Source organism: Streptomyces sp. SID3343 (assembly GCF_009865215.1).
GTDB lineage: Bacteria > Actinomycetota > Actinomycetes > Streptomycetales > Streptomycetaceae > Embleya.
This window is the reverse complement of sequence record NZ_WWJX01001075.1, coordinates 18,695-31,984: the sequence shown is the minus strand read 5'-3', so window position 1 is coordinate 31,984 and position 13,290 is coordinate 18,695. Positions and strand designations below refer to the sequence as shown.

12 protein-coding genes and 3 tRNA genes are annotated in these 13,290 nt (G+C 71.8%); 8 read left to right on the top strand and 7 right to left on the bottom strand.

Features of this window, described 5'->3' with window-relative positions; translation table 11 throughout:
• On the top strand, positions 1-1,721 hold a 1,721-nt coding region (locus GT354_RS33530; RefSeq protein ID WP_161360128.1), incomplete at its 5' end, for a helix-turn-helix transcriptional regulator.
• Here GT354_RS33530 and GT354_RS33525 read toward each other — a convergent pair.
• Complete coding sequence (locus GT354_RS33525) at positions 1,649-2,467, bottom strand: hypothetical protein (RefSeq protein WP_161360127.1); 819 nt, start codon at positions 2,465-2,467, stop codon at positions 1,649-1,651. The genes GT354_RS33530 and GT354_RS33525 overlap by 73 nt on opposite strands.
• Before the next feature lie 207 nt (positions 2,468-2,674).
• Positions 2,675-3,253: a TIGR03086 family metal-binding protein gene (locus GT354_RS33520; RefSeq protein ID WP_161360126.1), complete on the bottom strand. Its 579-nt coding sequence runs from the start codon at positions 3,251-3,253 to the stop codon at positions 2,675-2,677.
• Positions 3,254-3,332: 79 nt separating this feature from the next.
• Here GT354_RS33520 and GT354_RS33515 point away from each other — a divergent pair, with 79 nt between their 5' ends.
• Both GT354_RS33515 and GT354_RS33510 read left to right on the top strand, forming a co-directional pair.
• On the top strand, positions 3,333-4,160 hold the full coding sequence (locus tag GT354_RS33515) for an AraC family transcriptional regulator (RefSeq protein WP_161360125.1): 828 nt from the start codon (positions 3,333-3,335) through the stop codon (positions 4,158-4,160).
• A gap of 52 nt (positions 4,161-4,212) precedes the next feature.
• The gene (locus GT354_RS33510) at positions 4,213-5,475 is read left to right on the top strand and encodes a DUF2786 domain-containing protein (RefSeq protein WP_161360124.1); all 1,263 of its coding nucleotides are present in this window, start codon (positions 4,213-4,215) and stop codon (positions 5,473-5,475) included.
• Between the two features lie 49 nt (positions 5,476-5,524).
• Here GT354_RS33510 and GT354_RS33505 read toward each other — a convergent pair whose 3' ends face one another.
• The 4 genes from GT354_RS33505 to GT354_RS33490 all read right to left on the bottom strand — a co-directional run bounded on the left by GT354_RS33505 (position 5,525) and on the right by GT354_RS33490 (position 10,566).
• Positions 5,525-6,154, bottom strand: coding sequence for a helix-turn-helix domain-containing protein (locus GT354_RS33505; protein WP_161360123.1), 630 nt, complete (start codon positions 6,152-6,154; stop codon positions 5,525-5,527).
• 109 nt (positions 6,155-6,263) lie between these two features.
• Positions 6,264-8,384 carry a DEAD/DEAH box helicase gene (locus GT354_RS33500; RefSeq protein ID WP_161360122.1) on the bottom strand — a complete coding sequence of 707 codons (2,121 nt, stop codon included), beginning with the start codon at positions 8,382-8,384 and terminating at the stop codon, positions 6,264-6,266.
• Between the two features lie 208 nt (positions 8,385-8,592).
• Positions 8,593-10,071, bottom strand: coding sequence for a hypothetical protein (locus tag GT354_RS33495; protein ID WP_161360121.1), 1,479 nt, complete (start codon positions 10,069-10,071; stop codon positions 8,593-8,595).
• Between the two features lie 135 nt (positions 10,072-10,206).
• A complete protein-coding gene (locus GT354_RS33490) occupies positions 10,207-10,566 on the bottom strand; it encodes a metallopeptidase family protein (protein ID WP_346012295.1) in 360 nt (119 codons plus the stop codon).
• 128 nt (positions 10,567-10,694) lie between these two features.
• Between GT354_RS33490 and GT354_RS33485 the strand changes: the two genes are divergently transcribed.
• The 4 genes from GT354_RS33485 to GT354_RS33470 all read left to right on the top strand — a co-directional run bounded on the left by GT354_RS33485 (position 10,695) and on the right by GT354_RS33470 (position 11,910).
• A tRNA-Glu gene (locus GT354_RS33485) sits at positions 10,695-10,767 on the top strand.
• Between the two features lie 90 nt (positions 10,768-10,857).
• Positions 10,858-10,932: transfer RNA gene (locus GT354_RS33480), tRNA-Asp, on the top strand.
• A 44-nt stretch (positions 10,933-10,976) separates the two neighbouring features.
• Positions 10,977-11,053 (top strand) — tRNA-Phe (locus GT354_RS33475).
• A gap of 155 nt (positions 11,054-11,208) precedes the next feature.
• Complete coding sequence (locus GT354_RS33470) at positions 11,209-11,910, top strand: VIT family protein (protein ID WP_161360131.1); 702 nt, start codon at positions 11,209-11,211, stop codon at positions 11,908-11,910.
• 22 nt (positions 11,911-11,932) lie between these two features.
• On the opposite strand, the gene GT354_RS33465 is transcribed toward GT354_RS33470, so the two are convergent.
• Complete coding sequence (locus tag GT354_RS33465) at positions 11,933-12,631, bottom strand: hypothetical protein (protein WP_161360120.1); 699 nt, start codon at positions 12,629-12,631, stop codon at positions 11,933-11,935.
• Between the two features lie 302 nt (positions 12,632-12,933).
• Here GT354_RS33465 and GT354_RS33460 point away from each other — a divergent pair, with 302 nt between their 5' ends.
• The gene (locus tag GT354_RS33460) at positions 12,934-13,266 is read left to right on the top strand and encodes a hypothetical protein (protein WP_161360119.1); all 333 of its coding nucleotides are present in this window, start codon (positions 12,934-12,936) and stop codon (positions 13,264-13,266) included.
• The last annotated feature ends 24 nt before the right edge of the window (positions 13,267-13,290 follow it).

Genomic DNA, 13,290 nt, shown 5'->3' with positions numbered 1-13,290 from the left:
ACGCGGCCGACCAGGCCGACCGGCGCGCGTGGCACCTCGCCGCCGCCGCGACCGGCGTCGACGAGCCCGCCGCGGCCGCCCTCGAAAGCACCGGCGAACGCGCCCGCGAACGCAGCGGACACCTCGCGGCCGCGCTCGCCTACGAGAAGGCCGCGCGCCTGACCGGCAACGTCGAGGACCGCGCCCGTCGGCTCACCCTCGCCGCCGAAGCCGCCTCCGAGGCGGGCGAGTCGGACCGCGCCCGCACCCTCGCCGAAGGCGCCCGGGCCGGCGCGACCGACGACGTGACCCGGGCCAGGCTGCTGCACGTACGCGCGCTGTCCGATTTCTGGCAGGGCGCGTTTCCCGCCGCCCACCGGCTCCTGCACGAGGGCGCCGCGCTCACCGCGACCGCCCGACCCGAGCACGCGGCACGGATGTTGCTCCAGGCGATACACACCGCGTGGTACCTCGGTGAACCCGAACTGCGCCACACCGTCGCCGAGTTGTCCGCTCTCGACCTGCCGGCGACGGCGACCGTCACCCCCGTCGTCGAGTTCATCGTCGACGCGTTCGCGTTCGAGACCGAGCGCGAACGGCCCGCGCCGGGCGAGCTCGTCCGCGTCGCGCACGGCGCCGGCCCCGACGAACCGGGCGACCTCATGCTCGCGTGCGGCGTCGGCCTGACCCTGGGACAGGACGTCGACGCGCACGACGTCGCGGCGATGTTCGCGGCCGAGAGTCGGGCCCGGGGCGGCATCGGGCGGCTCCCGACGATCCTGTTCTTCATGGCCGAGGCGCAGTGCTTCGAGAGTCGGCACGCCGACGCGCGCGCCACCGCGACCGAGGCCCTACAGATCGCCCGGGACAGCGGGCAGCAGCAGTGGATCAGCCAATTCGAGAGTGTGTTGGCGTATCTCGCCGGCATCGACGGCGACGAGGAGGCCGCCCATCGGCACGCCGACGCCGCGCTCGCCGGCGGGAGCGGCACCGCGATGCCGGCCGGCGCACCGTGGTCGGCGTGGGCGTTGGGCCTGCTCGACCTCGGCCTCGGCCGCCCCGGGGCCGCGCTCGACCGACTGGAGCGGCTCACCCGCGAGCCGATGCGCCACCACATCTGCGCGACCCGCGGCATCCCCGATCTGGTCGAGGCCGCCGTCCGCTTCGGCGCTCCCGAGCGGGCACGCGAGCCGCTGGACCGCTTCGAGCAGTGGGCCCTGCGCTCCGGTTGCGCGTGGGCCGAGGCCCTGGTCCTGCGCTGTCGGGCCCTGCTCGCCCCCGACGACGAGGCCGAGGCCCTGTGGCTCGCCGCCTTGGCGCGCCACGAACCGCAACGCCGACCGATGGAGCGTGCCCGCACCGAGCTGTTGTACGGCGAATGGCTGCGCCGCGGCCGCCGCAAGACGCAGGCCCGTGACCGCCTGCGCACCGCCCTCGCCGAGTTCGACCGCCTCGGCGCCCGTTCCTGGGCGGACCGCGCCCGCAGCGAACTGGGCGCGATCGGCGGCAGTGCGACGCCGCAGGGCCCACAGCCCTCGGGCGTGCTCGCGACCCTCACCCCGCAGGAACTGCAGATCACCCGACTCGCCGCGCAGGGCCTGTCCAACCGCGACATCGCGGGCCAGTTGTTCCTGAGTCCGCGTACGGTCGGACACCACCTCTACAAGGCCTATCCCAAGTTGGGCATCGCGTCGCGCACCGAACTCGCCGAGATCCCCGAACTGGCCGCGCCCGCCGACTGATTCCAGCCGGCCGCGACCTCGGCCAGGGCCGGATACTCTGCCCCACCCCCGGCGCGGACGTGCTCGTACAGCCCCCTGAGCACGTCCGGGCCACCGCTCGCCCACAGCCCTTCGGCAGCGCGGGTGAGGCCGAAGTGGAACCACGCGAAGTTGATCGCGCCGTGATCGAACGCGCGGTCCATGTCGGCGAGTTCGCGTACCGGGGTGACCTCGGCCGGGAGATCGTCCACGGTGGCGGTGAAGGCCCGGAGCACCGGCAACAGCTCGGGCTCGACGTCGTGTGCGTAGCCGACCATCGCGAGGTTCGCGTGCAACTCGGCGATCCACATGCCCGGATACGCGGGCCGGCTCTGATCCTGGAACAGGTGGGTCAACTCGTGCACCGCGACGAGGTCGAAGTACGGTCGCAGCGCGGGCGGTTCGCCGTACGTCTCGCGCAAGGCGGCGGCCGTCTGCGGGCGTAGGTGCGGCCGGATGTCCGCGTACAGATCCGCGCCGAACCATCCGTCGTCGGCGGCCACTCGCAGGTGGTCCCCGCTGCCCTGCGGTGTGCCGTACAACGGCACCGTCGCGACGGTGCCCCAGTCGGCCGCGTCGGCGACCGAGAGGGTCGTTCGCGCTCGGACGTCGAGCTGTTCGGTCAGCCAGGCCGCGGCGCGCTCCACCCGTCGGGCGACCACGACGGCCCGCTCCCGCGCGCCCGGGCTGTGCCGCACCGGGAAACCGAAACCGTCGAGTGTGGCCATCGTCGACACGTGCGTACCTCCGGAGGTGAGCCGGCCGCCACCATAGGCACACTCGGCCCGACCCGGCGGAGGTCCCCGGGCACTCCGACGATCTTGACGATCGGTCGGGGCAGCCGACCGGCCCACCCGGTGCGCCCTCGGGCCCGCCCACCGGTCCGAGCCGGTGGACGAACCGCCGCCCCGGAGCTCCCGACCCGGGTCACCGGGTCACCCGCGCCAACCCGGGTCCCGCCCGGACATCGCCAAGGCACGCTCCAGCGCCGTCGCCCCCTCGGGCGTGCGCACCGGCTCGGCGAAGCCCTTGTACTCGCGGTAGATCTCCGCGTACTGCGCCACGATCTTCTCGATCGCCGCCTCCAGCTCCGGCGACGCGTGGTACTCCTGCCCGGTCGCCTCCGCCACGTCCCACCCGTGCACGACCATTTCCTTGAGCACCATCGCCGCGATCTCCGCCGCGGGCATCATCGAACCGCCGCCCAGATCGACCTCGCCCTCCCACGCCTGCGGCTGTGCCCAAGCCCCGACCGCGCGGCGCAGCTGCACCGCGTACGAGGCCGCCCAGTCCGGCTCGGCGGCGAAGTCGCGCGCGGTCAGTTCCTCGGACATCGGCTTGCGCAACGCACGGTGTTCGAGCCCGTGCGACGTGTACAAAACCCAGTGGTTGATCAGCGTGCGGGTGTCGAACTCGGCACACGGCGTGGGACCCGACAGCTGCTCGGGAACGACGTTGCGCGCGAGTCGTTCGGCTTCGGCGGACGCCTCGACGAGAAGGGGGTGAATGTTCATGTCCCCCACGCTAGCCGGCCCGTCGGCACCGGTCTTGAACAAACGCGACAGTGTCGGTACCGCCGCCTACGCTGGGCAGATGACGCTTCCCCACCGCCCTCGCGGCGTGCTTCGCGCCGACGTCGCGCCCGGGGAGTGGGACGTGAATCTGTACGACCCCGCACCCGACATCGCGCCCTACGTCGAGTACTACTGGATCGTCCGTTGGGACCGGCGCGGGCAGTCGCCCTACCGGCAGCAGGTGCTGTCGCATCCCAACGTGCACCTGGTGTTCGAGGAGCCGCACGCGGCCGTCTACGGCATCGTGCGGAGCGTGTTCACGCGCGAACTGGTCGGCGCGGGGCACGTCTTCGGGATCCGGTTCCGCGCGGGCGGTTTTCGGCCGTTCCTGGGCGGGCCGGTCGCCGACCTCGCCGATCGGGTGGTGCCGGCTGCCGAGTTGTTCGGGCCGAAGATCACCCGGGTGAGCGACACCGTGCTCGCGACCGCCGACGAGCTCGACCGCGTCGCCTCGGCCGAAACCTACCTGCGCTCGATCCTGCCCGCCCCCACCGACGACGCGACCGTCCCCGACCCGCTCGTCGCCGAGGTGGCCGCGATCGTCGCGCGCCTGACCGCCAACCCCGACCTGTTCCGCGTCGACGACGTCGCCGAAGAGGCCGGCATGTCCGTCCGCCGCCTCCAGCGCCTGTTCGCGGAGTACGTCGGCGCCAATCCCAAATGGGTCCTGCGCCGGGCCCGGCTCCTGGAGGTCGCCGAGCGGGCCCGGCGCGGCGTCGGCGTCGACTGGGCGGGTCTGGCCGCCGATCTCGGCTACGCCGACCAGGCCCACCTCACCCGAGACTTCACCGCGACCGTCGGCGCCCCACCGGCGCGCTACGCCAAGGCCGGCCCCGGTCGCGGGTAGGGCCGCTACGCGCCGTGCTCGCGCTCGCCGCACAAAATGCAATCCTTGACGGGTGTCCACGCTCGTCGAAACCCAATTCCTTGCCGTCCTGAGCGCGTCCGACGACGCCCTGGAGGACGCGATCGACGCGGGCGCCTCACTGCTCGCGGCGTCCACCACCGGCTGGCCGGAGGTCTCGCGAGCGGTCCTGGCGCTGTACGACCGCACCGCCGACGGCTGTTGGCGCCGCGGCTGGCAGCCCGCCGACGTCGTGCGCATGGTCGTGCGCGAACTCGGCGAACGCCACCTGCCGATCGCCGCCGACCTGATCGCCGCCCAGGCCCGCGCCTACCCGGGCACCGGCCGCCGCTGGACCGCGCAACTGCGCGACCTCGACGCGGGCACCGCGTGGTGGTCCACGGACGACGCCTATCTGAGCGAACTCGGCGCCCGGGACAACCTCGACCGCTTCGGCACCGCCGCCCGCGTGCTCGAACTGCTGCGCCTGATCGCCCGGCTCCCGGCCATCGAGCCGCTCGCCGACGCCACGTTCCAGGAACCGACGCGCAAGAAGCCCGCCGTCGGCGAACCACGCCAACTGGGCCGCATCCGCGCGCTGCTCGCCAAGGCCGAGTCGACCGAGTTCCCGGAGGAGGCCGAGGCGCTCACCGCCAAGGCCCAGGAACTGATGACCCGGCACAGCATCGACGACGCGCTGATCAGCTCGCAGGACGGCTCCCGCCACGCCCCCGCGGCCTGCCGGATCGGCGTCGACAACCCGTACGAGGGTGCGAAGGCGCTGCTGCTCGACGCGGTCGCCGACGCCAACGGCTGCCAGGCGATCTGGTCGAGTTCCCTGGGCTTCTCGACGGTGGTCGGCTTCGACTCGGACCTGGACGCGGTCGAGTTGCTCTACACCTCGCTCCTGGTCCAGGCCACGGCCGCGATGAACCGCGCGGGCTCGCGCTACCACGAGTCGGGCCGCTCGCGCCGCACCAAGACCTTCCGTCAGTCCTTCCTGATCGCCTACGCCGACCGCATCCGCGAGCGGCTGATCGCCGCGAAGGAGGAGGTCCTCGCCACGGTCGCGCAGGAGCAGGGGCAGGGCTCGGAGCAGGGCGCGAGCGACGACCGCCTGCTCCCCGTGCTCGCCGCCCGCAAGGTCGCCGTCCAGGAGACCGCCGAGCGGATGTTCCCGACCAAGACCACCCACCGGCTGCGTGGCCGTGACGCCGACGGCTGGGCACACGGCAAGGCCGCCGCCGACCGCGCCGAACTCGGGCACCGCGACCGGATCGACAAGGGCGACAAGGTCACCGAGCCACAGCGCGGATGACGCCCGGCGCCGCACGACGCGCCAAGCGGCGAAGCACCGGGGGCCGCGGTCAACTCTCCGCCGCTCGGCGGTTCCCCGGGACCCAACACATGCCCTCGGGGATCTGCACGCCGGTCCCCTCCACCCGCGGCGGCTCGACGGCGTTCGCGCGCGGGACGTCCACCCGCGGTCCGTCGGCCTCGTCGCCGCGCGGCACGAACCGCCCCGAGGCGACCGCCTGCTGCGCCTGACGCGGCGTCATGCCCGGTCCCACGCCGGGCTTCACGTCCTCCAGCCGGACGCCGTCGCCGCACTCGACGCACGTCACCGCTGCCTGGATCTCGTGCCCGTGATGCCGCAGCGCGACCGGCGGACCGGCCTCGCCCGACAGCCAGGTGTCGCCCCACAGTCCGATCGCCACGAGTACCGGAAAGAAGTCGCGCCCCTTGGCGGTCAGCACGTACTCGTGCCGAGGCCGGCGCTCCTCGTAGGGGACCCGATCCAACAGGCCCTCGTCCACGAGGCGGTTCAATCGCTGCGCGAGCATGTTGCGCCCCAGGCCCAGCGTCTCCTGGATCTCCTCGAACCGCCGCGTGCCGTACGAGATCTCGCGCAGCACGAGCGGTGTCCAGCCGTCGCCGAGGAACTCGACGGCACGGGCGATGGAGCACGGCCAGCTCCCGAACGGCGTCCGCATCATGTCGCCACATTACTGAGCGGGGCGGGATCGATACGGATCGATCCCGCCCCGCTCAAGGGTTCTGACTACGCGTCAGCTATGCGTCGGCTACGCGCACAAGGCGTAGTGCTCACGCATCGCGCTTCCAACGCGGCTTGCGGTCGCCCGCGGGGCCGCCGGCCGGACGGTCGAAGTGGCCGTCGCGACGCGGCGCGCGGTCGTGCGAACGGTCGCCCGCGTTGTACGCCGGACGGTCGTTGTAGGCCGGTCGGTCGTTGTACGCGGGGCGGTCGCCACGCGGGGCGCGGTCGTTGCCGTACGCGGGGCGGTCGCCGTAGGACGGGCGGTCACCCGCACGCGGGCTGCTCGGCCGACGGTCGCCGCCGCCGTAGGACGGACGGTCGCCGGTGCGCGGGGCACGGTCGCGGTCGCCGTACGAGGGGCGGTCACCCGAACGCGGGGCGCCGCTCGACCGACGGTCGCCGTACGACGGACGGTCGCCGCCGCGGTCACCGCGGTAGCCACCACGGTCGCCGCCGCGGTCACCACGGTCACCACGATCGCCACGGTCGCCGCCGCGGTCACCGCGCTCGGGGCGCTCGTAGCGCACCGGCACGTCACCGTTCTTGGCGGCCTCGGCCAACTCGGCGGCCTTGCGCCGCAGTTCGGCGGCCTCGGCCTTGAGCTCGATGATCCGACCGGCGAGCCGCTCGGCCTCCTGCTCGGCCTCGACAGCGGCATCGGCCACGGACTGGGCCTTGACCTCGGACAGCGTGCGCGCGCCGGTCAGCTTGCGCATCTCCGGGTCGTTGGAGTTCTGCACCCGAAGGCGCGTCGCGTCGCCGACACCCGCGTCCTCCAGGAGACGGTCCACCGTGCGGCGCTGGTGCGGCAGCGCGAGCGTGACGACCGCGCCGGCCTCACCGGCACGGGCGGTACGACCCGCGCGGTGCAGGTAGTCCTTCGAGTCCGCGGCCGGGTCCACGTGCAGGACCAGGTCGATGCCGTCCACGTGGATGCCGCGAGCCGCGACGTCGGTGGCGACGAGAACCGGAGTGCGACCCTCCTTGTACTCGGCCAGCGTGCGGGTACGCGCGCCCTGCGTCATGCCACCGTGCAGCGCCTCGGCGCGGACACCGGCCTCACGAAGCTGCTGCGCGACGCGGTCGGCGCCGAACTTGGTGCGCACGAAGATCATCGTCCGACCGCGGCGGGCCGCGATGGCCGCCGTGACGTACGTCTTGTCCTTCGGCTGCACGATCAACACGTGGTGCGACATCGTGGTGACCGACGACGAGTGCGGGTCCACCGAGTGGGTGACCGGGTCGACCAGATACTTGCGAACGATCGCGTCGACGCCCTTGTCCAGCGTCGCGGAGAACAGCATCCGCTGACCGCCGGCCGGGATCAGATCGAGCAGCGCGGTGACCTCGGGCAGGAAGCCCATGTCGGCCATCTGGTCGGCCTCGTCGAGGATCGTGATCTCGACGTTGTCGAGCACGGCCGCGCCGCGGTCCACGAGGTCCTGGAGGCGACCGGGAGTCGCGACCAGGATCTCGACGCCGCGCTCCAGGGCGAAGATCTGCTTCGGCATCGACATGCCGCCGGTGACGGTCTTCATCCGCAGGTCGAGGATGCGACCGTAGGGCTCCAGCGCGTCGTGCACCTGCATCGCGAGTTCGCGCGTCGGGGTGAGGATCAGCGCGAGCGGACGACGGGCGCGCGCCTTGCGACCCGACAGGCGGGTCAGCATCGGCAGACCGAAGCCCAGCGTCTTGCCGGAGCCGGTCCGACCGCGGCCGAGGATGTCCTTGCCGGCCATGGCGTCCGGCAACGTCGCGGCCTGGATCGGGAACGGGTGGGTGACCCCGCGCCGCGCGAGCGCGTCCACGACGTCCTTGTGCAGGTCGAAGTCGGCGAAGCTCGGGCCGGTCGGCTCGGGCTTGACCTCGGCCTCGGCCTCGGCGTCGTCCGCCTCGCCGGAAGCCGCGTCGGTCTCTTCGGCGTCCGCGGCCTCGATGTCGTCCGCGGCCTCGACGATGTCGTCCTCGGCGTCCGTCACGGCCTCGTCCTGCGCCGCGAGCTCGGTGTCGCCGCCGTCGGCGTCGTTGTCGTTGTCGTTCACTACGGTCTCGACAACCTCGACGACCTCGGTGATGGTGTCGGTAGTCTCCGAAGCGACCTCGGTCACCTCGGCTGCCTGCGCATCCGCAACACCCTCCTGAACCTCGGCACCTTCGGTACCGGGCATGGGCGTAGCAGTGTCATTGGCATAGGGGGGCATGCAAAACCTTCCGGATGCGGCCCGTCTCGAAGGTCCGCAGCCGAAATGTGGTCGCACGAGAAAGCGACACTTCTGCGGAGCACCAGAACGAGCCTACGAGGCGCCGCGACTCATGGCGGCGCCTGGATATGGGCAAAGCGATTCACCAGCGTACCCGATCACTGCTCGGCGATGCCTATCGGGTGCGTTCGTACTCCACCCTCAGGCGTGTGTCCTCGTGCACGACGAGCAGTCTCGGACGCTCCCACGACCAGCGCTCGGGGAGCAGGTACAGCGTTCCCGAGGAGCGGCGCAGCAAGCGCAGTCCGGTGTACCGGTAACGATAGGAAGCTCCGGAATCTTCCCGAACCGCGATTCCCTCGTCTTCCTGCATCCGCAGATCCTGCGCCGAGTAGAGGACGACGGAGGTCCGCCCGTGCAGGCCGTGCGCGAAGGCTTGGCCGTCGTCGCGCCCGGTGACCGCCGCGTACGCCCCCGAGACCCAGAACAGACACAGCACGACGGTCGCGCTCGTCAGCACGGCCGACCATCGCCGCACGCCGCCCGTCCCGGCGTCGCGGCGACGCGCACCGAGCCGGCGCGCGAGCAGCACCCCGTACGTGGTGATCAACACCCCCGCGGTGACCGCGCACGGCAGGGTCAAGGCCCACCACCGCGCCTCGAACGCCGGTTCGCGGTGCACCGCGATCCGGGCCACCCCGGGTACGACGACCCACGCGCACCGCAGCACGCCCGTACAACCGATCGCGACGCGTCGGTGTCGGCGCAACACCGACACCACGCGGGAGTGCGCCAGGCTCACCCCGAGCACCGCGCCCAGGATCACCAGCAGCGGCAGGCACAGCGCCCGCAGACCGTCCACGACGTAGTCCCGGCCGGACGTGCCCAGCACGCTCTCGTCGAAGCCGAGGTACCTCGACCGGGCCTGCGCCCGGGACCACCCGTGCAGATAGACGAGTCCGGCGAGGACGAGTACCGACGCCACGAGCGCGAGCGGGAACCCCCACGCGGTACGCACCGCATCGGCGGCCGGCGGACGCGTCTGCCGGCCGGCCGCGAACTTCCGGGCTTCGGGTGAGATCGTCCGACGCTTCGTCACCTTCGGTGCGGGCGACGGCGGTTCGCACTCCACGAGCGGCTGTGCCGGGATCCGCGTGGGCTCGCCGAACCAACGGGTGAGCATCGACACGGGTTCCAGCGCGGTGTCGGTGAGCGTCCCGTCCAACCGAAAGACCTCGAACTGCGCCTTGACGGACTGCGCTTCGGGGGGCCGGGCGTCGTCGGACTCGGGCTTGTCGAGCCGTGTCTCGTCGAACTGCGTTGCCACGAACGGCGTCCGCGACTCCCGCGGCACTCGGTGGGTGTATCCCGCCCCCACCTCCACGCCGTAGTCGTCGTAGTCGTCGGCGGCAAAGGCCGCGAACGACCCGTGCACCGCGTCGAACCGCGGGTATCCGGCGTCGGGGTCGACCGTGCTCACCGAGGCCGGCCGCCCCCACGCCCAGCCGGCGAGCGGCCGATAGGGCTCGGTAGGCGCAGGCGTTGCGTCCACGTCGCGCCCGGCGGCGTGCGCACTCGATTCGGGACCGGGGAAGTCGGGCTCGTCGTCGTCGGCGAATTCCGTCATGGGCCCGATGTCCCCCTGCGTGGTCACCCGTTCAGCATGGGCACCCGCAAAGTCCGGGTCCAACCTCGAATGGCCCACCGTCACCCGTTCGGCGGGGGCGCGTGATCGTGCCCGGGGAGCGCGCGATCACCGCGCCCACGCGGTGCCCCGGCGCGGCGACGGTCAGCCGTAGCCGTTCTCGTGCAACCACGCGTCGTCGATCCCGAAGTGATGCGCCACCTCGTGCACGACGGTGATCTCGACTTCCTCCACCACGTGCTCGTAGGTCTCGCAGATCCGCAGTATCGGATTGCGGTAGATGGTGATCCGATCCGGCAGCACTCCGGCGTAGCCGTCGCCGCGCTCGGTCAGCGGGATCCCCTCGTACAGGCCGAGCAGTCCGCCGCCGTGGGCGTCCCTCACCTCGGACTCGTCCTCGACGAAGATCGCGACGTTGTTCATGATCCGGGTCAACTCGGGAGGAATCCGGTCCAGGGCCTCGGCGACCAGTTCCTCGAACTCCTCGCGCGACATCTCAAGCACGCCCCCATTCTGCGCCCCCGCGTCGCACCCGCCGCGGGCGCCGGCAATCCGCTTTGCAGTCGCCCGCGCAAACCCCGTATAGTTCGGGACGTCCCCGACGGCAACAAGACGCCGGACACGGCCAACAAGCCCCCATCGTCTAGTGGCCTAGGACGTCGCCCTTTCAAGGCGGTAGCACGGGTTCGAATCCCGTTGGGGGCACGCAACAAAGCCTCTCAGGGGGCCGCAACAAGCCGGACAGCCAGTACGGTAGGGTTCAACACGAAGGAAGCCCAAGGAAACGCGGGTAGAGGTCCTGTGGAGCAGTTTGGAGTGCTCGTCACCCTGTCAAGGTGAAGGCCGCGGGTTCAAATCCCGTCAGGACCGCAAGATGACGATCAGGGCGCCGATACGGCGCCCTGATTCATCGAGGCCAGGTAGCTCAGTTGGTACGAGCGTCCGACTGAAAATCGGAAGGTCGGCGGTTCGACCCCGCCCCTGGCCACCAGGCTGAAATGCCGCAACGCCCCAAGCGATCACTTCGCCGGGGCGTTTTTGCTGTTCACGGGCTGCTGTCGGGTCGTGTCTTTCGCCCTTCTTTCGGTCTTTCGTGGCGATACTTCGGGAATGAGCACCGCGGTCCCGAGCAGCGCAGCCGGTCCGATGCCCACCCATCCCCCGCACGACCAGAACATGGGCACCCGCCTCAACTGGCTGCGGGCCGCCGTGCTCGGAGCCAACGACGGGATCGTCTCCACCGCCGGCCTCGTGGTCGGGGTCGCGGGAGCCACGGACGAGCGCGCGCAACTGCTTACGGCCGGCCTCGCCGGATTGCTCGCGGGCTCGCTGTCGATGGCCGCCGGGGAGTACGTCTCGGTCAGCACCCAACGCGACGCCGAGAAGGCCGCGCTCGTCCAGGAACGCCGAGAGCTGGCCGACGAGCCCGAGGCCGAACTGAACGAACTGACCGGCCTGTACCAGGAACAGGGTCTGACTCGGCGGCTCGCGCGTGAGGTGGCCGAGCAACTCACCGAGCACGACGCGCTCGCGGCGCACGCGCAGGTCGAACTGCGGATCGACCCTCAGGCACTGGCCAACCCGTGGCACGCGGCCGGCGCGAGCTTCCTCGCGTTCACGGTCGGCGCGTTGCTGCCGCTGCTGGCGATGGTCCTGCCGCCGGCCTCGATTCGGCTCCCGATCACCGTCGGCGCGGTCCTGGCCGCATTGGTGCTGTGCGGTTGGAGCGGCGCCCGGCTCGGCGGCGCGCCGGTACCGCGCGCGATCGTGCGTACCGGCGCGGGCGGCGCACTCGCGATGGCCGTCACCTACGGCGTCGGCGCGCTGCTCGGCGCCTCGGGAGTGTGACGCGTCGGCGCGGTGAGTGGGCTCAGCCGACGAACCGCAGACCGACGAATTCCAGGCACAGCCGATACACGACGTCGTCCTCGGACACCGTCACGGTGTCGTCTCCCGCAGGGCAACGGGCCGTCGACGGCAGCGGGATGCGACGGGTCACCTTGCGCCCGTCGCCGCACCCGGAGGGGGTGACCCGGGCGCCCGAGACCGTGACGCAGTCGCCCTCGCGGATGCTCTTGGCCGACGCGTCGTCGGAGCCCACGAGGATCGACACCAGCACGGCGGTCAGCACCGAGATCGGGACCAGCAGGCCCGCGATCACGGGACGCCTGCGCAGCGGCACGCCCGGGTCGAGCGGCTGCCCGGGCGCCCCCGGGGTCGGCTCGGGCAGGGCGCGAAAGCGGCTTCGACCGATCAGGTTGGTCAGCAACACGATCGGCGTGACCACGAGCGAGGCCACTCCCCACCAGCCCTGCCACAGCGTGCGGCCGCTCAGTTCGCGCTGCCTGGCGAGTCCGCACGGCCGGCAGAACGTCCCCTTCATCGTGCGCGTGGTCATCAGGAGTACGAGCCCCCGGTGCGAACGCAGCGTGGCCCGAACCGCGGGGTAGGACCCGCACTCGTCGCAGGTGAGCGTTCCGGGCGGCGCGTACGACGGTCGGGCGGAGCCGCCGAAGAGCGCGTCGACCGCGTCGGGGGAGAGCCGAGGGGGGTTGGCTGGGGCACTCACTTGGTCACTTCCCGGGACTGATTCGGCGTGAGGACGCCCGAACAGTAGCGGCCCGCACACCCAGGGTGCGCTCGGTTTTCGGGGCCTCGTCCAGGCCGTGCGGGCCACATCGGGCATCGGTGAGCACTCTCGACATATGCCTCCGCGCACGCGTGTGACTTCGTCGCGAAGACATCGCCCGAGCCCCCGACAGGCCCGGCGAGTCGGTACGGTCCTCGGGTCGGTCCGCACCGTGACCGTCGCGAGAAGTCCCGCCGAGCGGAGGAATCGTGGCCTCTTCCCGTGCCACCAGGAACCGCAGCATGAAGTCGACCGCGGTCGCGGCGACGCTGACGCTCACGCTCGCCGGCGCGCTGACGGCGTGTGGCAGCAGCGGCGGCAAGAACGCGGCCAAGAGCGGCTACGCGGAGATCTGCGCGGACAAGTCCAAGAGCGTGCGGGTGGACGACTGGCAGTGCCTGGGCCGGGGCGACCCGAACCTGTCGTGGTACTACGTCGCGCACAAGTGCGGACAGACGCTGACGCCCGCCAGGGGTATGACCCTCGCCGCCGGGCAGGGATCGTTCGATCGCCCGCGCAAGGGCAAGGTGGAACGCGGCGGCTTCGGCTCGTGTCCGTCGAAGAGTTCAAGCTGACGCGGTGTCACATCCGGGGAGGGC